The following is a 25135-nucleotide window of genomic DNA, read 5'->3' on the forward strand; positions in this document are numbered from 1 at the left end:
GCCGTCGCATTTCGAAGCTGATGTCGTCCGCGAGGCATTCGGGACTCGTCTTGCGGGTTACACCATTGCGCTGGAAGCCTGGCGCAGGGGTCTCAGGGTCAGGTTCTTCGACAGCCAACTGCGGAGATATGAACTGTCCGACGGAACTACTCGAATCCGATTCGACAAGACTCGTCCGTCGCTGACGACTCGTGCGGCGATCAAGATCGAGCAGAATAAGCACTCTACAAACTCGCGTCTCCACGCGGCGGGGGTGCCAGTGCCAGTGAGTTTCGTGCTGGACCCTTTCAACGCCGGCGTAGAAGGTGAGCTGCTGTCTCGTGCTGCCAGAGCAGGCTTCCCCTTGGTGCTGAAGCCGCTCCGCGGCAGCATGGGACGTGACGTGTTCACAAACCTGCGTACACGTGAGGACCTGGTCGATACCTTCCGGTATCTCGTTTCGCGTTGCAAGCCCGGAGAGAAACTGGTCCTGGAGAGCCATTTCGCGGGCGAAGACTATCGTGTCCTAGTAGTAGGCGACCGGGTCGCTGCGGCTTGTCTGCGCCGACCAGCCAACGTGGTCGGTGACGGAGTCAGCACGATTCAAGAACTGATCGACATGAAGAACTCCGTCCGCTTAGAAAACCCCTACCTGTGTAAGAAGCTGATCAAACGGGACCGTGAGGTGGACCAGTTCCTCCAACGTCAGGGATTCAGTCTGAGTCATACTCCGGCTTCGGGTGTAGAGGTACCACTACGTGGCAAAGCCAACGCGAGCCAGGGTGGGGACAGCATCGACAAGACTCATGAGCTGCCGGCCGCCGTCAAGGACGCCGCCGTGCAAGCCGTGGCCGCGGTGCCCGGACTAGCCATTGCAGGCGTGGACATTCTCTTTGATAAGAACAGAACGCCCGTGGAGGACAGTTTTAGGGTCATTGAGATGAACTCGAGGCCAGAGATCGAGATCAATATGTACCCGTGGGAAGGCGAAGGCCAAGACGCCCCCCGCGATATCCTGGACGTGTTCTTCCCTTCATCCAAGAGGAACGACGCACCTCTCACGCAGAAGCTTGCGCTGAACCTCGAGCAGCTTCTCGCACCCCTGCGTAGTGCATCGGCGGACGAGGTGCTCGTGAAGAAGGTTCCAGCTCACGCGTACCCCGTGAGAGTTTCCTACAGCCTGACCCGCAGGGACGGATTCTCGGGTGCAGAGAAAAGTGCGTTGCACCTCGCCGCCCGCCGCGCCGGTGTCTCTGGACGTTGTGAGACTGGCAGTGACGGAGGACGGTTGCTCCTGTTCGGGACAGAGGAGCGGACGCGGAAGTTCATTCGCTCAGAGGCCAGGCGGCTTGGCGTGGACCAGGACAGCAGGCGGCCGTGGACGGGCGTGGCCGCTCAGGGGTTCAGCTTCGACTCCTGAGGTGCCTCACGTCCCGTCATGACTGGGTTCCTCAGATTTGGATCGCAGCTGATCCACCTCACGACGAGCAGACTCAAGTTCTTTCCGCAGACGCGCGATCTCTTCTCGGCGCCACTTGAGCTTTCCGTTGGCGGCTGCGATCCGTTGGTTCAGACTGCTGACGTCTGCCGTCGGGGCCAAGGAGCCCTGCTGGTAGGCACTGAGGGGAAGCTCGTAGGTCGCAGGATCCCAAGTCTTGCCGTTCAGGGGGTACTCCAGCAATCTCGGTTCCATGTCCTCGATGATCTTTCGAAAGAGGGACAACTGAACACGATCAATTTCCGGCACTGAAAGCATGAGTCGGATCATTTTTCGCGAACCAAACAACTGGTAGGTGTCAAAGGTGACATCTGATTCCACGATGTGGGCATGGTTCCAGTTCGCCACGCGGTGCTCCCAGATGAACAGGTCTGTCATGCGGTACCCGGCAGGCACTGATCTGAGTTTGGTCGTCTTGATGTACTCCTGGAACCCACGTTCCCCGAGTTGCCACCAGGGATCGTCCAGTGGGAGCTTCACGTCTTTCCCTCGTTTAGTCAGGCTCGCCATCCGTCGTGCGGAGATCTCCATGGTTTCGGCGTAGTGCAGCCGTTGAGCGAAGTGCCATTTGCCTACACCGTTGATCTGACCGCGGATATGGAGAGAGTCATGGGGTAGGTGCGAGTGGTAGACCCAGGAGATCACCGTGTTCGAGCGCCTGGAGCTGAGTTCCTTGAGCGTGTCCACAAAGGCCGCGGGCGGTCGCGCGGCGGTATTAAGATCGAACATCTGGTGGGTCAGTCCGAGGTCGGCTGACATCTGGGCGGCGAGCTTGTCTCTGTTCAGCTCTGCGCTCTGCCGTCCTGAACCCGCTGCTTTGGTGTAAGTGAACGTCTGGACGTCATCGGTGTCCCGCGGGTGAGCAAATGCTGCCAGCGAGGTGCGGGAATCCACCCCGGCGCTGGCAGAGACCACGATGGTGCGGCCACTCCGTTTCAGTACCTCCACCTGCGTCTTCAGAATCGGGATCATCTGGTTTGCTGCCTCGGTGACGGTGAGAGGCTCGTACGGCAGTGGTCCTATCCGGCGGATGGTGCCGCGGCCGAGCGTCAGCTCGGTATTCGGGGTCAACAGCCAGACGTCGTCGAACTCTGTGGTCCGCCCAGGAAAGTCGTTCGTGTTGGTGCGTCCGACCCACTTGACGTAGATGCTTGGTCCTCGGTCCAGCGTCCGCCCCACCAGGTTCACATGGGAGGCGATGATTGTTCCCGGTCTGTCATGGAAGAGCGAGCGAGAGGCGATGGCATCAGTCTGGGCACGCACGGCGCCCTGGTGGTGATCGATCACGACGTACTGGCCGAACATCTCTTCCAGCACGTTGAGATATCGTCGGCGAGAATGTTGCAGTTCCGAGTGCAGTCCTCTGGCGATCTCACCAAGGTCCGTGGTCCCCAGATTGGGATCGAGACCGTGGCCGCATATGAGCACTTCAGTCTCTCCGTCCGAAACCATGGCAGCGCCCACCCGAGGGTCCCATCGGAAGGTCATCCCTGCGAATGTCAGGGTCTTCCAGAACGCAGGAACATCAGGTTCCATGCCGGATGCATGCAGGACATAGCCGCGGCTGAACCGAAGGTGTGAGTAGTCTGTCTGCGTCGCGATGGACGCAGGATCTGCGGGGATATACTCCACGGTTGGCTCGTGGGCTGCGGATTCAACCATGGATGCTCCTCTGTGAACTGACGCTTTCGAATCATCTTCCCTGAAGGGAGGAGGAAGTTGAAACCGTATGAGCTGTGTCTGCTGGTCTGGAGTCCCGCGCTGACGATGCTTGTCAGTGCTTACGGAGTCCGAGACGTGTAGTCGCGCCGCCCAGGGGCCAGACGGCCACGGAGAGGCCCTCCGACCGGTGAAATGGACTCCCCGTCGATTGGACCGCGTAGAGTGCTCCGGGACGCATCTCAGATGCCGGGCAGCGTATGAAAGGGCACAGATGAGCACCACCGAGGACCTCTGGCGGGCTCGAATGATCCAGGGATACGCGTCTCGAGGAGCCGAGCGCATCACCGAGTTCGAGAACACCGCTCTCCGAGGCGCCTCGGTGCACATGCGCGAGATCCTAGCTTCCGGAGCCTCTCATGGCACCATGAGCTACGCCGAGCTGGTCCAGCAGGTTCTCGCGGCCAGGGTCTCCAGTTACTCACTGGACCTGGAATGGCTCGCCCGCCTCGCCGGAGTGTGCGCGCTGCAGAACACTGAACCCACTGACACCGAATTAGCCTCAGCAGCTCTCAAGCTGGTAAACCGGCAACCCACCGAGGTCGTGCAGAACCGGCGTCGACTCCTGAAGCTCGAAGTCGAGCTGCTCTTTGAACAGCAGCGCTTCCCGGAGCTCGAGGAGCTCTTTGTCCGCCACCCTCAGGTGCGGTCCTTCCACTTCGACTATCTGGTCACAGACTCTCGCAGCCCCTTCATCCGCGGCAGCCACGGTCTCTCGCAGGAGAGGTGGCTGGAACGTTTCAACAGGCAGTTTGAAGACTATGGTCTCAGCCCCGTGACGCTGCGCCCCGGCAACGGGATTCCCTTCAACCGGCTCACGTACGACCCCGTAATGTCTGAGACTCCAAGCGTGGGGGAAGAACCGACCGATCCGCTGGTCACCGTGATCATGACTGCATTCGAGCCTGAGCGGGAGGACGTCCTGCAGTCGGCACGGTCCATCCTGGAACAGACCTGGCAGAATCTCGAGCTGCTGATCCTCGATGATGCCTCGTCCGCAGAGTTCACTCCAATCCTCGACGAGCTCGAGAAACTGGATGAGAGAGTCCGGGTGATCCGGCTGAGCACGAATGGCGGGACCTACGCCGCCCGCAATGTCGGGATCGCGCAGGCCCGTGGAGAGTTCATCACAGGCCAGGACGCCGACGACTGGTCCCACCCGCAGCGCATCGAAAGGCAGGTCAAGGACCTCCTCCGGCACCCGGACCAGCCGGGCAACCAGGTCTACACGGTGAACATGACCGAGGATCTGGTGCGCATCCGTCGCGGCTACCTGCCTTACATCCCCAGTGCGCCGACGCTCATGGCGCCCGCGCATCTGCTCCGGGAGCTTGGTGGCTACCTTCCGGCCCGGAAAGCCGCCGACAACGAGCTGCGCAACCGACTGGCCGCCTATATGCATCGGCCAGTCGGTCAGATCAAGGAACCGCTGATCTTCATGCGGATTCTTCCGGACTCTCTCTCCCGCGCCGACTTCCGCCCCGGCTGGCAGCACCCCGCCAGGCGAGCCTTCTGGAGCTCCTATAAAGACTGGCACTCACGCGCCACTCCTGAACAGCTGCGGCTCACCGACTGCGTCGAAGCCCCGCTACATGTTCCGGCGCGCTTCACCCAAGCCCCTGAAGTCGGTCCAAAGCTTGATGTGGTCATCGCCGCAGACTGGTGCGAATACGGCCCCACCCAGATCAGCGCACTCGAAGAGATCGACCAACTGCTGCACGCTGGATATCGCGTGGGCGTCCTGCACCTGGACAATGCGCTTCACCTTGCCCAATACGCCAGAACACACTGCGCGCCGATCGAGGCGCTCATCTCTTCCGGTCATGTCCAGCTGGTCCTCGCCGACGAAGACTTTCACCAAGTCGGGATATTGCTGGTGCGCAGCCCCGAGCTGTTGCAGTTCATGCCCGCCGGGGCCGCCGCCTTCACCCCCGAGCAGGTGGTGGTGACGGCCGAAGAGCCCCCACGTGACGCGCGTTCCGTGGTGAGCTACCTCCCGGGGGAGTGCACCCGGCACGCGGAGGCGTACTTCGGTCGCCGCCCTCGGTGGATGGCTGCTACGGAATCCATCCACGGGTCGCTGGCGGAGCTGATCCCGCCGGAGGACCTCAGCGGGCTGATCCACACCAGCCCCTTCGAGCCGCAGGCGACAACTCCGCGGCGGCGCTCGCTCTCCGCCCGTCGACCGGTCCTAGGCCGCTGGGCTGGCGTCACGCGGGACGACTGGCCCGCCCAGAGCGCTGAGACGCTGGCTCGCTGGCCGGCCGACGGTGAGACCGACGTCCGCCTCTATGGCGACCCGGGAGCAGCGCAGCGAGCCCTCGGTGTCCGACACCTCCCCGCGAACTGGGTGGTCTTCGAGCCCGGACAGACTTCCCGCCCGCGCTTCTACCGAGCCGTGGACTTCTTCGTGCACTACGCCCAGACCCCGCCCAGCAAGCCCGAGCGAGCCGTCCTCGAAGCGATGGCCGCCGGCACCGTCGTGATCCTCCCGGTGGCTTTCGAACCGGTCTACGGATCGGCGGCGGTCTACGCGGACGCCGCCACGGTACAGGCATCGATCCAGCGGTACAGCGCCGAGGATGAACTCTTCGCCGCGCAGGCCGAACGTGGCGCGGCGTTCGCGCGGCAGCATACCTCGCCCGGTTACTCAGACTTCATCGGTCAGTTGGCAAATCAGGCCATGACCTCACTCAATCAGGAGACACTGACCCTATGACTCGCGGACTCTCTCAACAGCAGCTGGCACTGATCGCCGTCTATATCCTGGCCCTGGGGGTCACGCTGGTCACCGTGCTGATGCAGCTGTGGGTCTTCGCCGCTGCGGCAGGCTTGGTGAGCTTCGGGCTCTTCTCGGCGCTGGTGATCCTCACCCTGGCAGCCATGACCCACACGGCCTCAGGGGTCCGTAGGCGACTTTTGGACCTGGAGCGCAGCGTCAAGCCCGCCCGCACCACAGCGATGTTCCGGCGCATCGATGAGCGCACGGTCCAGATCAACCGGACCCTCGATGCCACGGAGGCTCGGCTGCGAGCCAGTGAGGCACGCACACTGGCGGGGTTCGAAGACCAGCGCCAGCATCTGGAGGATGAGATCGCCCGCCTGCGCGCCGAAGTTCGCAGCGAGGCGCGCCGATAGAGGCGGTGGACCTGAAGTCCTTGCCACAGGTGCGTCGGGTGCTGACCTCGGGCGCGAGTTGACCGCACCCGAGGACGACGGCATGCTCAACAGGTGAAGCCTGAAGAGACGCGTATCGCGTTGCTCATCGATGCCGACAATGCGCCGGCATCCAAAGTCGATGTCGTCTTGGCCGAAGTGGCTCGCCACGGCGTAGCCAATGTTCGGCGAGCTTACGGGGACTGGAAGAGTCCCCGGCTGCAGCAGTGGGAGGCGGCCCTGCATCCCTACGCGATCAGACCTATGCAGCAGTTCGCCTACAGCACGGGCAAGAACGCCGCGGACATGGCGATGGTCATCGACGCGATGGATCTTCTCCGCGCCGGTTCCGTCGATGCCTTCGCTCTCGTGTCCAGCGACGCAGATTTCACGCCGCTGGTGATGCGCATACTGGCGGACGGTCTGAAGGTCTACGGCTTCGGTCAGAGGAAGACCCCGGAACCGTTCGTCAACGCCTGTTCCCTGTTCGTCTATGTCGAGGGCCTGGGGCCACCTACAGCAAGTCCTGAGGCAGCGCCGGAGACAGACACCGCTGCAACGAAGCTGCGTGGTGACGCCCGGCTCGTGCTCTTGATGCGCAACGCTGTTGAGGCCGCGACGGGTGATGACGGCTGGGCGCATCTGGCCGCCGTGGGAAACCAGATCGGCAACCAGGCATCGCTCGATCCCCGCAACTACGGATATCGAAAGCTCAGCGACCTCATCGAGTCAATCGGGCTGTTCGAGGTCAGGCGGGTGAACCAGGTCGTTCACGTCCGAGACAAACGCACACCGACGCGAAGTGCAGCCGGCTGAGAGAGCTTCCTTGATCTCTCTACCAGCCCCTTCTACGCCGTTCCGCGGACATCAGTACGCACCCGCTGGGCCGCAGCGGTGAGCTTCCCGCCGTCGGCCGCATCCTCGGCTGTGGCCTCGCGCAGGGTGTCTAGCATCATCTGCGCGCCGTCGGTGAGCCGCGAGCGCTGCGTCTGGGCGCCGTAGAGCTCGGCCATGCCCAGCGCCTGCTGAGCCAGTTCAACGATGGCGGCGTCGTCGTCCTTGCGCAGCAGCAGCATCGGGAGGTGGAGCTTCAGCAGGCGGTTCCAGTAGTCGGCGCGCATCTTCCCGGCACGGGTGCTGGTCCGGCCGCCCTGGCCGCGTCCCAGGGCCAAGATGCCGAAGCAGTCGTGGAGGAACTGCAGCTGTTTCTTGGCCGGGATCTCCGCGCGCGAGACGTTCACCCGGCTCTTGGTTGACGTGGTCTCCGCCTCGGGCGAATCCATGGTGAGGAAGTAGCAGTCCACGTCCTCGACCATCGCTACCCGTTCCGCGTGGAGGAAGGCGCTGATCATGAACGGGTGATCACTCGCGTAGATCAGGGACTCGTTGAACCGGTAGTCGAGGCCGCGGATGAACGCGGTGCGAAACAGCTTCTGCACATGCAGGCTGTTCAGCCATCCCGAGTGGTAGTCCCGGGCCGCGGCAGGTTCACGGGGCTCCAGCACGTTCGGTGCCGAGCGGTTCACCCCCACATAGCGGCCCACCACAATGTCCGCGCCCCGTTTCTTAGCGGCCTGGGTCATCGCCTGCAGCGCCTCGGGTCCCAGGTAGTCGTCGGCATCGACGAAGAACACGAACTCGCCCGCGGCTTCATCCATGATTGTGTTGCGGCCCTTGGACGGGCTGCCCGAGGCTCGGTGCTGCCTGACGGCGAAGCCTGCCCAGGAGGCCTTGTGTTCGTGCTCGCGGGCGGCCGCGAAGGTCTTGTCCTTGGAACCATCGTCCACCACGAGCACCTCGATGTGCTCAGCCCCGAGCGTCTGCGCCGCGACGCTCTCCAGGCAGCGGGAGATCTTCTCTGCATCGTTGTGGCTGGTGATCCCCACGGTGACCAGCGGCGCACCGGCATCAGCGCGGATCCGAGAGGGGGAGGGGCGAGAGCGCTGGTACGGGCGAAGCCTGCGGAGTGTGCCGAACAAGAGTGTCTTCCCTGTTTCTGGGGGCCGGGAGGGTCTGAAGACAATATGCCATACCCCTGGTGCGCGACGCCGAATGGGTAGACTCGACGGCTGTGAGCAGCTCAGAGCAGACTTCAGCAGACGCCGTCGACCCGATCACTGTGGTGATCCCCGCCCGCGCCGGCAGCGAGCGGGTCCCGCAGAAGAACACCAAGCCCTTCGCGGAGATCCCGGGAGGGCTCCTGCAGCTCAAGCTGCAGCAGCTGGCCCTGGTGGAGGAGATCGACAAGATCATCGTCTCCTCCAACGATCCGCTGGTGCTCAGCGTGACCGAAGACTTCGCCAAGACCACCGGAGGCAGCCGCTTCATCCCGCTGGAACGCCCCGACGAGCTGGGCCGGTCCTCCACGCCCATGAGTCAGTTCATCAACTACGTCGCGACCCTGGAGAATCACGGGACGATGTGTATGACCCATGTGACTCACCCGCTCCTGCGAGCCGAGTACTTCCGCGAGCTGATCCGCGCCTGGCGCGAGGCCGCCAGCGCCGGTCACGACAGCCTGCTGACTGTGACCAAGCTGCAGACCTTCCTCTGGGATGAGAACGGGCCGTACAACTATGACCCGAGCCAGGAGAGATGGCCCCGCAGCCAGGACATCAAACCCCTCTACGAGATCAACCACGGTGCCTACTTCATCCCGTTCCAGCGCATGCGTGAGGTCGGTGACCGGGTCGGCACCACCCCTAAGATGTACGAGCTGCCCGAGAACGCGGTCCTGGACATCGATTGGCCCGAACAGTTCCAGCTGCTTGAGGACATGGCGCTGGCGCGGTCCCACCGCGGAGTCAGCCTGCTCTGAGTAGACTCGCTCCCGATGCTGAAACCACTAGTCCTCGCCGCTGAACTGGGCAGGCGCACTGTCGGCGCTGCCACCGCCATCCCCGGAATCGACTCTGTACTGGCCCGGGCGGTCATGGCCACCGGAGGCATCGGTCCGTCCCAGCTCGAAGCGGCGATGACCGGGGAACGCTCCAAACTGGGAAGCTTCCAGGACAAGGCCGCCACCGTCCTGCTCGAGGCCAACCCGCGCGGCGCCTCCGCCCTGCTGGCCCGGTTGGACATCGACTCCGCCCAGGACGCGGACAAGCTCGAGCGTCTCGCCTCGCAGTACTTCAAGCTCAAGCACTACGACGCCGCGTTGAGCATGCGCCGGCGTGCAGTCCAGCTGGAACCCGAGGACCCTCTGCGCTGGATCGCACTCGCCCGCTCCCTGCTGCGCGCCACCGGCGGACACATCGTCCACGACCCGGTGGCCGGCCTGGTCGAGGGCCCGCTCCCGCGCACCGAGGAGGCCCGGGAAGCCCTGGCGCAGGCAGAGCCGCTCGCCCCGGAGAACGCCTTCGTGCTCCATGAGCGGGGACAGCTGGAGTTCGAACACGGCGACGCGGCCGTGGGTCTGGACCTCATGGAGCGCGCCCTGGTCAAGGAGAACCGCGCCACCTGGTGGACGGACCTGGGCTCGGCCTACCGCAAGCCACACATCGCAGACTATGACCGCTCGCTGGACGCCTACGAGAAGGCGCTGCAGCTCAAGCCCACCAGCCCCACCGCCTTCCGCGGGGTGATCATCATGGGCTGCCGCGCCGACCAGGACTGGCCGCGTCTCTGGCGCAGCGCCGAGCTCTTCGAATCCTCCCGCGGCCGCAACATCTCCGCGAAGCTGGACCTGGCGCGCAGCCTGAGCCAGCTCTTCACCGCCGCCCCCGCGGAGCAGGAGATCGACGAGGCACTCGCCGCCCTGGAGGCTGCGCGCGGCGTGGGTCTGCGCCTGTCCTGGCCGGCCACCTCGCTGATCGTCTACCGGCTGCAGTTCCTGCAGCGGATGCAGAGCTCCTTCGCGCTGCGCCGCGAGCTCGCCCAGCGCACGGTGACCTGGCTGGGCACCAGCTCCGCCGGCCACACCCGACACCGGCAGAAGCTGCTCTCCGCGCTGATCTACCTCGGCCGCGAGGACGAGGCGCTGAAGCTCATCGACCCCATGCCCTGGACGCCCTACCAGGAGGTGGACCGCCAGCGGCTGCTCAAGATGTCCGCCGACACCCACCTGATCCGCGGCAACCTCAAGCCCTACCAGGACTACTCCGCGCAGCGCCGGGCCGAGGTGCCTCTGCCGGGAGAGCCCCAGATGGAACGGCTGATCCGGGACCAGCGGATCGCCGTCGTCGGGCCCGCCGATACCGGCGACCGGCTCGGCGAGCTGATCGACAGCTACGACGTGGTCATCCGGCCCCGGCTGATGACCGAGTTCGACGAGGAGCAGCGCGCGCGGCTCGGCAGCCGCACCGACATCGCCTACTTCTCCGGACGCGACATCGACGACTTCCGCGACGAGGCCTCCGCCGCCGTGGAGGCAGGCCGGCTGCAGATGGTGATCGGACGCGGGCTGAGCATGGCCTCGGCGGGGGAGGACCTGCCGGACTGGCTGCGCTTCTACAGCCACGACTACTCGCTGGGCTTCCACGGGCCACCGATGGGGATCGGGAGGATCCTCTACGACGTGCTGCAGTTCCACCCGGAGCAGGTCAGCCTGTTCAACATCGACTTCTTCAGCGGACAGAAGGCCTTCGGCAAGGGCTACCGCCCGGTGAAGGACCAGCAGATGGGCCCCTACTCGATCGTCAACGAAGTGGTGCTCGCCCACGATCTTGCCTTCGAGCACCGGCTCACCAAGGCCATGGCCGTCAGCGGAGTGCTCGATGCGAAGGGTGTGGCCGGAGAGGTCCTCGCACTCACCGAGGAGCAGTACATCCAGCGCCTGGAGACCTCTTCGGCGCTGACCACCCGGACCGCGTGAGCTCATGGCGCTGAGTCTGCATGGACTGCGGGTGAAGATCGCCGCAGCTGCCATGATCAAATATGGGGCGCGCCGCGCCTCATTGCTGCCCGGTGGACGCCGAGCCGTGCTCGGCGCCGCCGGGAGGATCCAGCCGACCGGTCAGGACGAGGAATCTGGCTCTTACCGTGGCCTGCTGGCGCAGATGCTCCGCGACGCTGTGGAGGCCGGGAACTGCGCCGGGGAGCGGGGGCTGGTCTACGATCCGATCGCAGGACTGGTCTCTGGTCCGCTCAGTTCACTTCAGGAGCTGGCGGTGGCCGAGGCTTGTTTCACCGAAGACCCCTCCAGCGCGAAGAACCAGTGGAGACTGGGACGCGTTCTCTTCGCCGCGGGGGACACCTCGCGCGGACTCGACCTCATGGAATCTGCCGTGACTGCGGACCCGACTCCGGCCAAGCTGGTCGCGCTCGCCGCCGCCTGCCGGAAGCCCTATATCGCCCGGTTCGAGCAGGCCCTGGAGCTCTACCAGCAGGCGCTCGAGCTGAACCCGAATGATCTTCGGGCGGTGGAGGGGATCATCAACGCAGGGGCCCGGTCCAGCTTCGACTGGCCGCTGATCTGGTCCGGGGCCGCGCAGCTCAAGCCCGGCCGCAGCCCGCTCGCGGACCCCTTGTTCTGGTCGCGGGTGGAGTCGATCTTCGCCCAGGACCCCTCGCCCGATGCCATCACTGCGGCGGAGGCGGCACTGGACGCCGTGGCGGAGCAGGCACACCGGCTGCACCAGCTGCTGCTCGAGGTGCTGATCGTCCGGATGCAGTTCCTGCGCCGGTTCCGCGTGGCAGCCGCGCTGCGCGATGCCATGGCGCGGAACCGGGTCAAGGAGCTGGGTGGAATCCCCCTGGAATCCCCGCTCTGGTTCAAGCACCTGCTCGGGGCCTACGCCCAGCTGGGGCAGCTGCAGAAGGCCGCGGCAGCGGCAGAGCGCCCGCCGGTGGACGCGGCGACCGCACTGACCAGACTCCAGCTGGCCAAGCTGCGCGCCGACGTCGCACTGATGGCCGGCGATGCGTCTGCGCTGCAGGCCCACGCAGCTGCCCGCCGGACCGAGTTCCCGCTGCCCGGTGATGACGCGATGTTGAGTCTGGTCCAGGACAGGCGGGTCGCCGTGGTCGGACCCGCCGCCACCGAGGAGGACCTCGGGGAGCTCATCGACTCCTACGACGTGGTGGTGCGTACCCGGGCTCGCGGCCCCGTCTCACCGGCCGAGGCCAGGCGCAGCGGCACCCGGACCGACATCGCCTATTACAACGGCCGCGACCTGGGTGCCATGTGGGAGGACGCCGGAGCGGCTGCCGAGGCCGGGGACCTGAAGCTCGCCGTCGCGCGGCCCTTCTACGCCACACTGGTAGAGGAGCAGCCCGAGTGGCTGCGCTTCACCCGCAGCGAGTTCGGGCTCTACTTCCGTGGGACCTCGCTGGGACTGCAGCGCATGGTCTATGACCTGCTGCAGTTCGCCCCGGCGGAGATCGCACTGTTCGGCGCGGACTTCTACGCCGGAGAGCGCAGCTACCCGCCGGGGTACCGCACGCACAGCGGCTTCGGTCCGCATTCTCCGCTGAACGACATCGTGATGGTCCATGACCTGGTCTTCGAGCGGCGGCTGATGCAGGCGTTCTGCGCCACCGGGATCGTGGTGCCGCAGGGCGTCGCCGCAGAGGTGCTGGATCTGCCAGAGGCCGAGTACATCGACCGGCTCGAACACAGCTCCGGACTGCACTGACGAGCTCTCACTGAAAGTGACATGACACCGTGATTCGAATCCTGCTGGTCCGCCATGGCGAGACGGAGTGGAACAAGACCCACCGTCTCCAGGGGCAGTCCTCGATCGACCTCGCCGAGACCGGCCGCGCCCAGGCCCGGGCCGCCGGGCGCTACGTGCGCTCGCAGAACCCGTCCCAGGGCTACGTCTCCACGTTGGAGCGGACAGCGCAGACCTACGCCGAGTTCGGGCTGGACCACGCGCCGGAGGTCATGGCGGATCTCGCGGAGCAGAACCTCGGGGACTGGGAGGGCATGAAGACCGCCCAGGCGAAGGAGCAGCATCCGGAGCTGTATAAGGCGTGGAAGTCAGGGGAGGGGACCCCTCCCGGCGGAGAAGCCCCGGAGGCCCTCGTGGAGCGGCTGATGGCTGCGTTCTTCCGGATCGTCCGTGCCGCCGCGGACGTCCCGGCCACGCAGTCAGCGGATGAGAAGCACCCGCTGCGCACCGCCGTCGTCGTCTCCCATGGCACCTCGATCAAGGCGCTGCTGGAGGCGCTGGGACTGATCGACCGGACCCGGGTGATCTCGGTGACGGCCGGGGCGATCAGCGTGATCGACGTGCCGCTGCATGGCGGGCCGCTGAGCAGCTCCCTGCCCAAGGGCGGGCTCGATGATTCGCAGACCCCGGAGCAGGAAGCCGAGCGGATTCGGGGATTGACCGATGAGCAGATCCTGGCCTATGCGAAGCTGCGCATGTTCAACCTCTCCCCGGAGGTGCTCACCCAGCTGGAGTAGTCGAAGGGGCAAGCGGCTCTGCAACCGCTCAGCATTGTGCAGACGTCTTCGAGTCGGGCTACCAGCGGCGGGAGGGCGGCGGGGGGAAGTGCGGTTGATCCTCGCGAATCGGGGCGAACCGGGCCGTCTCCTGACGCTGGTGGCCCTGTTCCTCAGCCTCAGCCTCGGCCTTGTACTGGATCGCTTCGAAGAGCAGGTCGCGGCGGATCTGGCTGGTTGAGGTGCCCTCGGTGCGCGGCAGGTAGAGCAGTTCGCAGTGATCACGCAGGTGTTCGAACCGGGGGGAGCCCTCCCAGTCGCTGCCCATCACCACCATGTCGATGTCCAGGTCCCGGACATCGTCGACCTTCTGGGTCCAGGTGGTCTCCGGGACGACCATGTCCACGAACCGGATGGACTCCAGCATCATCTTGCGCACTTCATAGGAGTGGTAGCTGGGCTTCTTCCCGGGCTTGAGCTCATTGAACTCATCGGTGCTCAGCCCCACGATGAGGTAGTCGCCCAGGTCCTTGGCGCGCTGGAGCAGGCGGATATGGCCCCAGTGCAGGAGATCGTAGGTGCCGTAGGTCAGGACGCGGCGCATCGCTCAGCGACCTTTCGGGGCTGGGAGGTCCACGATCAGTGCGAGACCATGCGGGAGTCGTCGACGACCGTGACCTCAGCGGGGCGGCCCACGGCGTCGACCAGGAGGTCCCGGCGGATCTGCGAGGTGGAGAACCCGGGGGTCCGCGGCAGGAACACCACGTCGCAGAAGCTGCGCAGGTGTTCGAAGCGTTCGGAGCCCTTCCAGTTGTCACCCATCACGACGGTGTCGATGTGGAAACGGCGGATGTCCTCGATCTTCTGCTCCCAGCTCTCCTCGGGGATGACCAGGTCCACGTAGCGGACGGCTTCGAGCATGGTCTTGCGGACCTCGAACTGGTGGTAGCTGGGCCGACGTGCGCCTTTGGCGGTGTTGAACTCGTCGGTGCTGGCGCCGACGACGAGGTAGTCGCCCTGCGCGCGGGCGCGTTTGAGCAGGTTGATATGACCCCAGTGGAGGAGATCAAAGGTGCCGTACGTGAGAATGCGCTTCATATCCGCGTCATTTCCCCTAACCTGTCAGCGCGCCGCCGGACGAATCTGGTCCGGAGCTGTTATACCCATCCTGCGCATACTAACAAGCCCAGGGAAACTCCAGGTTTCAAGAAGGACTTGAGGATCTCCGCGTGCAGGGAGTGAGCTTTTCCGCGCAGGCGACGGCCGCTGCCCCGGCTTCCGCCTTGGCTTCGCAGACGAACCTCGACGTATGCTGGGGACGGTGAGCACCAACACCCCTGACCCAGATGATCTGGCAGCACTTGCCTCAGACCCCCGCACCGACTGGGAGATGCTGCACTGGATCGCCGAACACCATGCCCAGCTTCGCCCCGCCGTCGCGGCGAACCCAGGGGCATACCCAGAGCTCGTGGACGCGCTCGGCCAGCTCGGAGACCCCGCCATCAACGCCGCCATCGCACAGCGGCCTGACGTCGCGTCCCCGGCGGACGACGTCGCCGCCCCTGCGGACTCCGATCCGCTGCACCAGATGTGGGACCCGCGCACCGCCGACATCCCGGCCCACCAGGACGAGACGGAGAACCTTCCCGCCCAGCCGGCTGCGGAGGAGGGGGAGTCTCTGGAGCAGCCCACGGTGCCCCGGCACGTGGCCCGTGCTCACCAGCACCAGGAGCCCGAGATCCTCGGCGTGCCCGCCGCCGCGGCCGCTGCGTCCGAAACCGCGCCTGAGTCTGAGCCTGATTCTGAGACCGGGCCCGAGTCTGACTCTGCGCCTGAGTCCGACCCTGAGCCTGCATCCGGGACTGCAGCGGAGCCGGAGTCAGTTCCCGTGCGGGACCAGGAATCCTACGACTACCCGGTGAACCCGGCGCCTGCCGAGCCCCCGGCTCCCGCGCCCGACCCTGTTCATGCCGCACCTGTTGACCCGGAGCCCGCAGCAGTGGCAGCTGATCCTGGATACCCGGCGTCGTATCCGGCCGCGTATCCGGCGGCCTACCCTGTCCACCCGGGCGGGCAGGCTGAGGAGCCGGTCGTCGAGCCACGCACACAGTCCGCGCCCAGGCCTGAGGGTTCTCGGGCCAAGGTGCTCACCGGAGTGGCCCTGGCCGTCGTCGTTCTCCTGGGCATCGGTGCGCTGATGTTCACCACCCTGGGGGACGAGGACGAGCCGCTGGCCGAACCCGCGCCGGTCACCTCTGAGGAGGCGACTCCCGAAGAGGAAGAGCCCACGCCGGAAGAGACCGCCGCCGAAGAGCCCACCGCTGAGGAGACCTCGCAGGAGAACGAGGAGGCGCTCGAGGATGCGCGCGCCGCCGTCACCTCACTCGCGGCCGACACGAGCTGTCAGTCTCCCTCGGGAGACGCCTCCGTGGTCAGCGACTACCTCACGCTCGGCGCCGAGAGCGATGCCCTCACCGAGGAGGACGCCCAGCTGGTGGAGGAGACCTTCGGGGAGCTGCAGTCCGAGTGTTCCTCCGTCTACGCCGCCTCGGTCTTCCAGGGCGCACGCAGCGGCGCTGAGGTCGAGGCCGCCACCGAGACCATGGAGACCGCGGGCACCGATTGGGTGAACCGCTCGATCCCGATCGGCGGGGCGGAGAACATGTCCTCCTTCGTCACCCCCGACGGCAACATCGCCTGCGAGTTCGACGGCGGCCTGCGCTGCACCGCCTATGAGCACGACTACGTCGCCCCCGCGGGCTGCGATGAGGGCACCACCTACCTGATGCAGGTGGACGCCGCGGCGCAGCTGGACTGCGGGAACCCGGTGCAGGAGGAGGACTATGAGACCCTCGGCGTGGATCAGGCGGCCAGCGACGGCTTCATGGCCTGCGTCTCCCTGGATGATCGCGTCTCCTGCTACAACGCGCTCAGCGGCAACGGCTTCGAGATCTCCGAGCGCGGGCACTACCCGACGAACTGACCCCCAGAACTGCCTAGGGTTCGAAGCTGGTGGTGGGCGCATCCTGGCCCACGGCAGTGGTGATCTGTTCGGCCAGGTCACGCAGTTTGATGTTGCGGTTGTTCGAGGCGGTCTTGAGGATCTCCACGGCCTGCTGCTGGCTGCATCGGTTCTGGCCCATGATGATGCCCACCGCCAGGTCGATCACGGTCCGGGACTCCATGGCGATGCGACGATCTTCGGCGTCGTCGGCGTACCTGGCCATGCGCAGCGCGATGGCGACCATCTGAGACGCCACCTCGGTGTATCGCTTCGCCGTGTCGATCTCGGCCTCGTGGAACGCCTCAGTCTCGTGGGCGTAGAAGTTCATCGCCGCCGTGGAGGTGGCGTCGATGGTCAGCGGCACGGCGAGGATGCTGCGGAGCCCGTGGTCGCGCACCTCTGTCATGTACTGGGGCCACCGTCCTTCGTTGCGGACATCGGGGACGCTGATGACCCTGCTGGTCTTCTGGGCCTCCAGGCATGGCCCCTCGTCGAAGCCGGCCTGATGCTCATCCATCTGCTGCGCCTCGGCGGAGCTGGTGGCCACCACGGTGTTGCGCTTGGCCCGCTTGAGGATGATGCCGCAGAGCACCTCCCGATCGGTGGAGAGCTGCTGCGCGGCCAGCTCAGCCACGGTCTTGAGCACGTCGGAGATGTCATGGTCTTCCAGCAGGAGCTGGGTCAGCTCTGCCGAAAGATCTCGGGGTTCCAGGATGGTGTCCATTGCTGACCACCCTACAGTCCGCCTCTGGGGGCCAACCGGCGGAACGTGAACCCGGTCTGCCAATCTCTGCCTCGATGAGGTACTCTCGTCTCAGCTCAAGCAACGGGCCTTGTTTCTGAAATACAAGGGATACCCATGGAGCTCACCTCATCTCGCACCACCACCCCCTCGGCCACCTCTGCGCCCGACGGCGCGCGGGCGAGCACGACCACGGTGGATCAGCTGATGTCATCGATCGAACGCACAATCTCCGTCACCCGGTCCCTGGAGGACGCAGCGCGCCTGGTCAGCGGAACCAACACCGCCGCACTGCTGCTCGGGCTCTCGCATCAGCCACTGGGACTGATCTCCGAGTCTGACCTCGCGTCGGAGGCTGCCGAGGATCCCGAGCGGTGGAAGCGCAGGCGCTGCGCCTGTCTGGCCCAGTCGGTTGAAGATTCCCTCACCCCCACCGACTCCCTCGAGACGGTCCTGGGACGCTACCGCGACGCCGAGGCCAAGCCGCTGCTCGTGGTCGATGACTTCCAGCCGGTGGGGATCCTCTACCCGGATGACGTCTTCGCCTGGTGCCTGGAAGAACGAGCCTCCGTCTTCGACGCGCTCGGTCTGGTCGGCGACCAGTCCCCGCCGGCGTCCCCGTCCCCTGCATGAACGAGCATGAATCCACTACGGAAGAGGAAATGATGACGACATCAGACACCCACCCCGACCGCACACGAAGCCGGAAGTCCCCCGTCCAACTTGCAGCGCTGCTCTACGCAGTGGTGTTCCTCCTGGTAGGCGTCGCAGGATTCATCCCTGGGGTGACCACCGGGTACGACACCATGCAGTTCATCGGACATCACTCTGAAGCGATGCTGCTGGGGATCTTCCAGGTCTCGATCCTGCACAACATCGTGCACCTGCTCTACGGGGTGCTCGGCGTGATCATGGCCCGCACCGGGGGAGCTGCACGCGTCTTCCTGCGCTGGGGCGGTGCAGTCTACCTGCTGCTGTGGCTCTATGGACTCTTCATCGACAAGGACTCAGCGGCGAACTTCGTGCCCCTGAACAGCGCCGATGACTGGCTCCACCTGGTGCTGGGCGTGACCATGATCGCCCTGTCCTTTCTGCCCCGCCATGCCAATCGCGCTGAGGTGGCCGAGCGCAGAGGCCGCCCCCGTCGACGCTGAGCCGGTGGACAGAACAGTTCACGTCCGGTCCACCGACCTCCAAGGAAATGTTGGAGGGATGATCAGGAAAATGTCAGACAACGATTTTAGCGTCAGACTGCACAGGGTCTCAGCCCCTGTCAGTGCCGAAGATTTCTATGAAAGGCAGTCATGACAGAGTCACACAACACGCCGCCGCGGCACCCCACCCCTGAGCAGACCGGGAATGCGACCCCCGGCGCCCCCGTCCCTCCGAAGGCTGATCCAGCCTCGCCGATGACCGAGCCGGTGACCTCCGTCAACACCGGCCCCCCTGCACCCCAGCCGCCGGCACCCCAGCCGGGTTCCGGACAGCCGGGGTACTCGGCCCGCCATTCCGCGGAGTCAGGCTCCCCGGACAAGAGTGACCAGGGCAAGGGTGATCAGGCCAAGGGCGCCGCCCAGGACGTCGCCGGTGACGCGCAGGAAGCCGGCAGGGCTGTCAAGGACACGGCCGCCAGTGAGGCCGCCGATGTCAAGGATGACGTGGTCCGCGAGGCGAAGCGCCTGGGCGGAGAGGCCTCCTCGATGCTCGAGTCCCAGGCTTCGGATCAGCTGGATCGCGCCGCTGAGACCGTTCGAAGCTTCAGCGACGACGTCGGCCGGATGGCTCGCGGAGAGAAGCCCGAAGCCGGTTACGCCAAGGACCTCGCCGACCAGCTCGGTTCCCGTGCCGATGCCACCGCTACCTGGCTCGAGGATCACGATCCCCGTGAGGTGCTCGACGAGGTGCAGCGTTTCGCACGCCGGCGTCCCGTCGCATTCCTCGCGATCGCAGCCGGTGTCGGCTTCGCCGCCGGTCGACTGACCCGCGGCGTGCAGCAGAACCACGCCTATGGCGGAGGTCAGAGCCGGTCACAGAAGTCAGGCAGCTCCGGCAACAGCACGTCCGGCAACAGCACGTCCGGCAACGGTGGTGCTGGCAACAGTGATTCCGGCAACAATGCGCCGGGCAACAGTGGTTCCAGCAACAGCGGAACCCGCTCCGCGGCAGGTTCCGCAGGCGCGGCTGCCGCCCCCGCTGCACCGGCCGCTCCTGCGCCGGTGTCCGGAACCGAGAGCCACGGCGCTCCCGCCTATGAGACGGGCCCGAGCAGCACCACTCCGGGGTACACCGAGAGCACTGATCCGTATGCCGGCGGTGGTGGCCGATGAGCAGCGTCCCTCCTCCCACCGAGCCCGAGCGCAAGGCCGAGGAAGAATCCCTCGGCTCCCTGATGTCCCAGGTCAGCCATGACCTCTCGACACTCATCCGGCAAGAGATCGCGCTGGCCAAGGCAGAGCTGAGCAAGACGGCGAAGGACGCAGGAAAGGGCGCCGGCATGTTCGGCGGTGCCGGGGTCGCCGGTCACTTCGTCCTGCTCTTCCTCTCCATCGCCCTCTGGGCCGCCCTGGGCGACACCGCTCTCGGGAACGCCTGGTCCGCCGTGATCGTCGCAGTGATCTGGGCGATCATCGCGGGAGTGCTGGCGTGGCTCGGCAAGAAGAATCTCGATGAAGTCGAAGGGGCGCCGCAGACCACGGAGACCCTCAAGGAAGTTCCCGACGCTCTCAAACCCGCGAAGGAATCACGATGACACAGCAGAATCCCGATGAGATCCGTGCAGATATCGAGCGCACCCGCAGCAGCCTCTCTCTCGACGTCGATGCCGTGGCGGACAAGGTGTCGCCCTCGAAGGCGGCACAGCGCCAGACCGACAAGGTTCGCAGCACTGTGGGCGGATGGAAGGACCAAGTGATGGGTTCAGCAGACGAGACGAAGACGCAGCTTTCTGACCGTGCCTCCGAGGCCGGTGATTCCGTGCGTTCGGCCGCGCACGACGCGACCGACGCCGCCCAGCGGGCCCCGCATGAGGCCAAGCGCAAGGCGCAGGGCAACCCGCTGGCCGCCGGGGTCATCGCACTGGGTGCGGGGTGGCTCGCGGCCTCCCTGCTGCCGGCCTCCGACCCGGAGAAGCAGGCCGCGGCGAAGCTCGAAGACCGCGCTCAGCCTCTGGTCGAGGACGCGAAGGGCCAGGCACAGTCGATGGCCCAGGAGCTCAAGGAGCCAGCCAAGGAGTCTGCGCAGCGGGTCCAGGAATCGGCCGCTGAGGGCGCAGAGAACGTGAAGTCGGAGGGCCAGTCCCAGAAGAGCTCGGTCACCGACTCCGCGAAGTCCTCGGCCGACGAGGTCCGAGGCAGCTGAGCGCGGCCCCCAGGGGTCCCCACGTTGGAGCACGAGTGTTTACTATGACACCCCATCCGTCATTGATCCGGAGGAAACATGTTTCTGCATAAACAAGCACTTCAGTACAACGCCACCCCGGAGAAGCCCGACGCGGTCTACGCGCGCAAGCTCCAAGAGGTCATCGGCGGTCAGTACGGCGAGATCACCGTGGCCATGCAGTACAGCTTCCAGGCCTGGAACGCCCACATCCCCGGAAAATACCGTGACCTGCTCTTCTCCACCGCCGCCGAGGAGTTCGGCCACGTAGAGATGCTCGCCACCATGGTCGCCCAGCTGCTGGAGAAGGCGCCGCATGGGATCACCGATGAGGCCGTCCAGAACGATCCGACGGTGGCCGCCGTGGTCGGGGGCATGGATGTCCAGGACGCGATCGTCGCCGGCGCCGGGGCGCGTCCGGTGGACAGCAACGGCAACCCGTGGAACGCCGGCTATGTGACCGCCAGCGGAAACCTGCTGGCTGATTTCACCTCGAACATCAATGCGGAGATGCAGGGCCGGATCCAGGTCGCGCGGCTTTATCACCAGACCGACGATCCCGGTGTGCGGGATCTGCTGTCCTTCCTGCTGGCCCGAGACACGCATCATCAGAACCAGTGGCTGGCCGCCGCCCGGGAGCTGCAGGAGCAGAAGATCGAGGAGCTGCCGGTGCCGAGCAACTTCCCGATCAAGAAGGAGCACCGGGAGTTCTCCTACCAGGCGATCAACTTCTCCGACGGCGCATCCATGGCGGAGGGTCCTTGGGCTTCGGGACCGAGCCCGGACGGGCTCGGGGAGTTCAGCTACGTAGAGACGCCGATGGAGGGTGTGCCGATGCCGCCTCCCACCCACCCTGATTCCCGTTTCTACGGCACGACCGAGCTGCCCAATGCGGTCGAGAAGACCGCAGGGGCTGTTCAGGACAAGCTGAAGAAGGAATAGGCGACATGCCCGTCCGGCGCGGCAGAGATTCTCCACACGGGACCTCTGCCGCGCCGGGCCCGTCTACCGGGAGGACTGTCGCCGCAGCGTCGGCTCCGCCGATCGCGGCGACGGCCTCATCCATCGATTCGATATGAGAGGTGCATCTCGTGAGTCACCCAGCAAGATCGTCGGAACCGTCCGTCGCCGAGTTGATGACTCGACTGTCGGAGCAGTCCTCACGGCTGGTCCGGGACGAGCTGAAGCTCGCCCAGGCTGAGCTGACCGCGAAGGCCAAACAGGGCGGGATCGGAGCCGGATTCTTCGGAGCCGGCGGAATCCTTGCCTGGTTCGGATTTGGTGCCCTCATCGCCACAGCGATCCTCGGACTGGCAGTGATCCTGCCGGCGTGGGCCGCCGCGCTGATCGTCACAGTGGTCCTGTTCATCGCTGCCGGAATCGCGGCGCTCCTGGGCAAGAAGAAGGTCGAGGACCTTTCGCCGGCCCCTGAACGGACAATCACCAACGTCAACCGCGACGTTGCCGAGGTCAAGGAGCACAGCCACCATGACAACGCCTAATCCCGAAGACCGCCAGGCACCGCGTCAGGCCCGTGAGAGCCCGTCCACGGCTCGGCCCGAGCCTGCGAAGGACGCCTCGCTGGAGGAGATCGAGGCTGACCTCGAACGTACGCGTCGCGATCTCGGTGAGACCGTCGGTGCGCTGGCCGAGAAGCTCGACGTCAAGTCTCAGGCGCGGGACCAGATCGACGAGACCAAGGAACGGGTGCTCGAACAGGCCCATGAGGCGCAGGATCAGGTCGCCGCCTATACCAGGCACGCCAGAGATTTCGTCCTGGACGAGCGGGGCAGACCGAACAGGAACGGCTGGATCATCGTCTCGGCTCTGTGCGCGGTGGCTGCCGTCCTCGTGATCGTTTCGGACCGACGGTGACCTGATTCCTGAGTTTTCCGGCATTTTTCCAGCATGGCGAGGGAAGGAAGCAATGATGGCCAAGAACGAATCCAGCAACACGGCTGCCAAGGCGCTCTACCGCCCCATCGGGCTGCTCAACAGCCTGATCAGCGGCGCGATCGCCGGGGCAGTGTTCAAGAAGGTCTGGAAACTGGGCTCGAAGAACGACGGAAAGGACGCGCCCAAGGCTCTGCAGTCCGAGTTCAATCTCGGGGAGGTGCTCCTGGCCGCCGCCATTCAGGGGGCCATCTTCGCCTTCGCCAAGGCGCTCGTGGATCGAGGCGGAGCATGGGTGTTCCAGCGGCTCACCGGTGAATGGCCCGGGGACTGATCCCCGCCTGAAGTTTCTCCGAGACCACGGGGCGCTCGCTAGGAGAGCTCCAGGGCGTCGACGATCCGGTCGGCGCACCGGGGGTTCTCCAGCGGCAGCGAACCGTCGGGATTGGTGACGAAGTCCAGGTGGCGGGAGCGGAATCCGTTGTAGTCCGTGCTGTCCAGCTCCAGCGCAGTGGTCACGGCCTCCGCCGCCGAGCCGGCGATCGGACCAGGGATCTCTGCGAGGTAGTCCAGGGCGAGTCCGCGCGCCTTGAGGTAGTAGTCCATGTCATAGGGCCAGAACACCAGGGGAATGTCGCGCAGGGTGGCCTCGTAGGTGATCGCTGAATAGTCGGTGATGACAACATCGGCCACGCTGAGCCAGTCGAGCACCCCGAAGTCGCCTGTGCCGACGATGACCCCGTTGGACTCCGGCACGGGGGTCCGGTCGGCCGGGTGCGGCAGCATCACGAGGTTGCCGAGCTCGCCGTCGAAGGCTGCGGCAAGCTCCTGATACGCGACCTGCTGTCCGCGGCGGAAGGTGGGCACATAGATCACGGTCTTGCCATGGGTCAGCCAGGGGTGGCGCTGCAGGATCTTGTTCCGGCGGGCGGCGTGGCCGGCGTCGTCGAGCAGATAGTCCACCCGAGGCATGCCCAGCGGCTGGACCATCTCCGGCGGGACCCCGAAGGCCTGTGCGTAGGTCTCGGCGGTGACGCTGCCGGAGGCGCAGATGAACGAGTAGTTCTCATGCATGCGCATGGACTCCGCCACCCGGGGCGTCAGGCCCTCGCGGCGGCCCGAGGCCAGGTGGCCGAACTTCTTGATAGCGCCCAGCGCGTGCCAGATCTGACCGATCCGCAGGTCCTTGCGGTGATTGAGGATGCTCACCGGGATGATGTAGCCGTCCACCAGGCAGCCGTCGCAGGTGGCCAGGTGGTACATCTCGCGCAGCGCGCGGCCCAGATAGCTGGGGCTGAGCTTGTTGTGCTTGATCACCAGCACACGGTGTCCGGGATGTTTGCGCTTCAGCGACTCCTGCAGCAGCTGGAAGTCCGCGGAGATCTGCCGCGGCTCGCGGGTGATCAGGATGACCTTCTTCTGCACGGGCAGCAGCTTCATGACCGCGTAGATCGCGCGGGCACCGACCGTCAGCACGCTCAGCGCATGAGGCAAGACCGCTCTGATCACGCTGCTCCTCGAGGTGACATGTCCACCCGCACAGATTCGAGATTTCTCATCTTGTTTCCCGGATGAACTTATCGGATTCTGGTGTCACCTTAGCGCACGTTCCGCCGAAGCTGCCCGGAGTGATCTGCGGCGGTCCGGAGATCATCTGCTCAGATGGTGACATCGCCCTTGGGGCCGCGGAAGGTCACGGTCATGATGCCCGGCGTGCCCGAGGGGGCGATCCATTCGACATCAACGTCCTCGAAGGGATCCACATTCGGGCAGGCCAGCCACTCGGTGACCCGCTTGGGGGAGCCGGCGATGCTGAGCTTGGTCAGCTGTGCCTGCGGGGGATAGGCCTGGGAGGGGTGCAGTCCGTCGGTGCCCTCGTTCCAGCGCAGCAGGTAGGGGACCTGGGGATCAGCGATGAGTCCCTTGATCCCGATCTGCTGCCAGGTCAGCTCCTGGCCGTCGGGGAACTTGCGGTTGCCCGGCACCGCCTTGCGGCCGAGCCGCTCCTCGAAGGGGGAGAGGTCATCGACGCTCACGCACCAGCCCATCCAGCCGCCGCCCACCTGGGAGCGGTTGCGCACGGCCTGGCCGAAGGGGGCCTTGTCCGCGCTGGGATGGTCCAGCACCTCCACGATCTCCAGGTACTGGCGGTTGGCCAGCGGGATGATCGCGTTGCGGGTGCCGAAGCGGGGGTGGATGCCGCCGCGGACGCGCTCCACGCCCAGCGCATCGGTGATCCGCTCCACCGTGGATTCCATTCCGTCGGGGCCGACTGCATACGAGACGTGATCGAGGCGCATCATGTGGCCATCATGGCACCAGGTGGCGTTCAGGGATAAATCGTCGGTGAAAGTCATACGTTTCGCGGGTTTTTCTACCGTTTGTAGAAATATCACGACGACGGCGCTCCTGCCCCACGCTCGGCGCGTATCCTTGGTG

The 25135-nt window shown here is 65.5% G+C and carries 25 protein-coding genes; 18 read left to right on the forward strand and 7 right to left on the reverse strand.

Annotation, left to right across the window (positions count from 1 at the left end):
• Window positions 1-265: 265 nt before the first annotated feature.
• Window positions 266-1399, forward strand: coding sequence for a hypothetical protein (locus H4W27_RS02720; RefSeq protein ID WP_192594568.1), 1134 nt, complete (start codon window positions 266-268; stop codon window positions 1397-1399).
• A 6-nt stretch (window positions 1400-1405) separates the two neighbouring features.
• On the opposite strand, the gene H4W27_RS02725 is transcribed toward H4W27_RS02720, so the two are convergent.
• Complete coding sequence (locus H4W27_RS02725) at window positions 1406-3139, reverse strand: hypothetical protein (protein ID WP_192594569.1); 1734 nt, start codon at window positions 3137-3139, stop codon at window positions 1406-1408.
• A gap of 271 nt (window positions 3140-3410) precedes the next feature.
• On the opposite strand from H4W27_RS02725, the gene H4W27_RS02730 reads away from it, so the two are divergent.
• From H4W27_RS02730 to H4W27_RS02740, 3 genes are all read left to right on the forward strand, one after another.
• Window positions 3411-5915 carry a glycosyltransferase family 2 protein gene (locus tag H4W27_RS02730; protein ID WP_192594570.1) on the forward strand — a complete coding sequence of 835 codons (2505 nt, stop codon included), beginning with the start codon at window positions 3411-3413 and terminating at the stop codon, window positions 5913-5915.
• The gene (locus H4W27_RS02735; RefSeq protein ID WP_192594571.1) at window positions 5912-6334 is read left to right on the forward strand and encodes a hypothetical protein; all 423 of its coding nucleotides are present in this window, start codon (window positions 5912-5914) and stop codon (window positions 6332-6334) included. The genes H4W27_RS02730 and H4W27_RS02735 overlap by 4 nt, the downstream gene beginning before the upstream one ends.
• 93 nt (window positions 6335-6427) lie before the next feature.
• On the forward strand, window positions 6428-7168 hold the full coding sequence (locus H4W27_RS02740; RefSeq protein WP_192594572.1) for an NYN domain-containing protein: 741 nt from the start codon (window positions 6428-6430) through the stop codon (window positions 7166-7168).
• 32 nt (window positions 7169-7200) lie between these two features.
• Here the strand turns inward: H4W27_RS02740 and H4W27_RS02745 are convergent, their stop codons facing one another.
• On the reverse strand, window positions 7201-8331 hold the full coding sequence (locus tag H4W27_RS02745) for a glycosyltransferase family 2 protein (protein ID WP_192594573.1): 1131 nt from the start codon (window positions 8329-8331) through the stop codon (window positions 7201-7203).
• A 92-nt stretch (window positions 8332-8423) separates the two neighbouring features.
• Between H4W27_RS02745 and H4W27_RS02750 the strand changes: the two genes are divergently transcribed.
• From H4W27_RS02750 to H4W27_RS02765, 4 genes are read left to right on the forward strand one after another with little or no spacing between them, the layout of a single operon-like run.
• The gene (locus tag H4W27_RS02750) at window positions 8424-9170 is read left to right on the forward strand and encodes an acylneuraminate cytidylyltransferase family protein (protein ID WP_192594574.1); all 747 of its coding nucleotides are present in this window, start codon (window positions 8424-8426) and stop codon (window positions 9168-9170) included.
• A 15-nt stretch (window positions 9171-9185) separates the two neighbouring features.
• Entirely contained in the window at window positions 9186-11165 is a 1980-nt protein-coding gene (locus H4W27_RS02755) for a tetratricopeptide repeat protein (protein WP_192594575.1), read from the forward strand.
• A gap of 4 nt (window positions 11166-11169) precedes the next feature.
• Window positions 11170-12927, forward strand: coding sequence for a tetratricopeptide repeat protein (locus H4W27_RS02760; RefSeq protein WP_192594576.1), 1758 nt, complete (start codon window positions 11170-11172; stop codon window positions 12925-12927).
• Window positions 12928-12956: 29 nt separating this feature from the next.
• Window positions 12957-13703, forward strand: coding sequence for a histidine phosphatase family protein (locus H4W27_RS02765; RefSeq protein WP_192594577.1), 747 nt, complete (start codon window positions 12957-12959; stop codon window positions 13701-13703).
• 58 nt (window positions 13704-13761) lie between these two features.
• Here the strand turns inward: H4W27_RS02765 and tagD (H4W27_RS02770) are convergent, their stop codons facing one another.
• Window positions 13762-14286, reverse strand: coding sequence for a glycerol-3-phosphate cytidylyltransferase (gene tagD / locus H4W27_RS02770; RefSeq protein WP_192594578.1), 525 nt, complete (start codon window positions 14284-14286; stop codon window positions 13762-13764).
• Window positions 14287-14321: 35 nt separating this feature from the next.
• Window positions 14322-14780 (reverse strand): glycerol-3-phosphate cytidylyltransferase, encoded by a 459-nt coding sequence (tagD, locus tag H4W27_RS02775; RefSeq protein ID WP_192594579.1) that lies wholly within the window; start codon window positions 14778-14780, stop codon window positions 14322-14324.
• 223 nt (window positions 14781-15003) lie between these two features.
• On the opposite strand from tagD (H4W27_RS02775), the gene H4W27_RS02780 reads away from it, so the two are divergent.
• Window positions 15004-16665, forward strand: a complete 1662-nt coding sequence (locus H4W27_RS02780) for a variant leucine-rich repeat-containing protein (RefSeq protein ID WP_192594580.1) — start codon at window positions 15004-15006, stop codon at window positions 16663-16665.
• Window positions 16666-16678: 13 nt separating this feature from the next.
• On the opposite strand, the gene H4W27_RS02785 is transcribed toward H4W27_RS02780, so the two are convergent.
• Entirely contained in the window at window positions 16679-17410 is a 732-nt protein-coding gene (locus H4W27_RS02785) for a GAF and ANTAR domain-containing protein (protein WP_192594581.1), read from the reverse strand.
• A gap of 135 nt (window positions 17411-17545) precedes the next feature.
• On the opposite strand from H4W27_RS02785, the gene H4W27_RS02790 reads away from it, so the two are divergent.
• The 9 genes from H4W27_RS02790 to H4W27_RS02830 all read left to right on the forward strand — a co-directional run bounded on the left by H4W27_RS02790 (window position 17546) and on the right by H4W27_RS02830 (window position 23030).
• Window positions 17546-18061, forward strand: coding sequence for a CBS domain-containing protein (locus H4W27_RS02790; protein ID WP_192594582.1), 516 nt, complete (start codon window positions 17546-17548; stop codon window positions 18059-18061).
• A 32-nt stretch (window positions 18062-18093) separates the two neighbouring features.
• Window positions 18094-18582 (forward strand): DUF4383 domain-containing protein, encoded by a 489-nt coding sequence (locus H4W27_RS02795; RefSeq protein ID WP_192594583.1) that lies wholly within the window; start codon window positions 18094-18096, stop codon window positions 18580-18582.
• A 150-nt stretch (window positions 18583-18732) separates the two neighbouring features.
• Window positions 18733-19755, forward strand: a complete 1023-nt coding sequence (locus H4W27_RS02800) for a hypothetical protein (protein ID WP_192594584.1) — start codon at window positions 18733-18735, stop codon at window positions 19753-19755.
• The gene (locus H4W27_RS02805; RefSeq protein ID WP_192594585.1) at window positions 19752-20177 is read left to right on the forward strand and encodes a phage holin family protein; all 426 of its coding nucleotides are present in this window, start codon (window positions 19752-19754) and stop codon (window positions 20175-20177) included. The genes H4W27_RS02800 and H4W27_RS02805 overlap by 4 nt, the downstream gene beginning before the upstream one ends.
• The gene (locus tag H4W27_RS02810) at window positions 20174-20785 is read left to right on the forward strand and encodes a DUF3618 domain-containing protein (RefSeq protein ID WP_192594586.1); all 612 of its coding nucleotides are present in this window, start codon (window positions 20174-20176) and stop codon (window positions 20783-20785) included. Before H4W27_RS02805 ends, H4W27_RS02810 begins: the two co-directional genes overlap by 4 nt.
• A gap of 78 nt (window positions 20786-20863) precedes the next feature.
• On the forward strand, window positions 20864-21745 hold the full coding sequence (locus tag H4W27_RS02815; RefSeq protein ID WP_192594587.1) for a manganese catalase family protein: 882 nt from the start codon (window positions 20864-20866) through the stop codon (window positions 21743-21745).
• Window positions 21746-21939: 194 nt separating this feature from the next.
• Window positions 21940-22305 (forward strand): phage holin family protein, encoded by a 366-nt coding sequence (locus H4W27_RS02820; RefSeq protein WP_192594588.1) that lies wholly within the window; start codon window positions 21940-21942, stop codon window positions 22303-22305.
• A complete protein-coding gene (locus tag H4W27_RS02825; RefSeq protein ID WP_192594589.1) occupies window positions 22292-22678 on the forward strand; it encodes a DUF3618 domain-containing protein in 387 nt (128 codons plus the stop codon). Before H4W27_RS02820 ends, H4W27_RS02825 begins: the two co-directional genes overlap by 14 nt.
• Before the next feature lie 55 nt (window positions 22679-22733).
• On the forward strand, window positions 22734-23030 hold the full coding sequence (locus H4W27_RS02830) for a DUF4235 domain-containing protein (protein ID WP_192594590.1): 297 nt from the start codon (window positions 22734-22736) through the stop codon (window positions 23028-23030).
• Between the two features lie 38 nt (window positions 23031-23068).
• Here H4W27_RS02830 and H4W27_RS02835 read toward each other — a convergent pair whose 3' ends face one another.
• On the reverse strand, window positions 23069-24205 hold the full coding sequence (locus tag H4W27_RS02835; RefSeq protein ID WP_192594591.1) for a CDP-glycerol glycerophosphotransferase family protein: 1137 nt from the start codon (window positions 24203-24205) through the stop codon (window positions 23069-23071).
• A gap of 149 nt (window positions 24206-24354) precedes the next feature.
• A complete protein-coding gene (locus H4W27_RS02840; RefSeq protein ID WP_192594592.1) occupies window positions 24355-24999 on the reverse strand; it encodes a VOC family protein in 645 nt (214 codons plus the stop codon).
• Window positions 25000-25135 lie beyond the last annotated feature (136 nt).

The organism is Nesterenkonia lutea (genome assembly GCF_014873955.1).
Lineage (GTDB): Bacteria > Actinomycetota > Actinomycetes > Actinomycetales > Micrococcaceae > Nesterenkonia > Nesterenkonia lutea.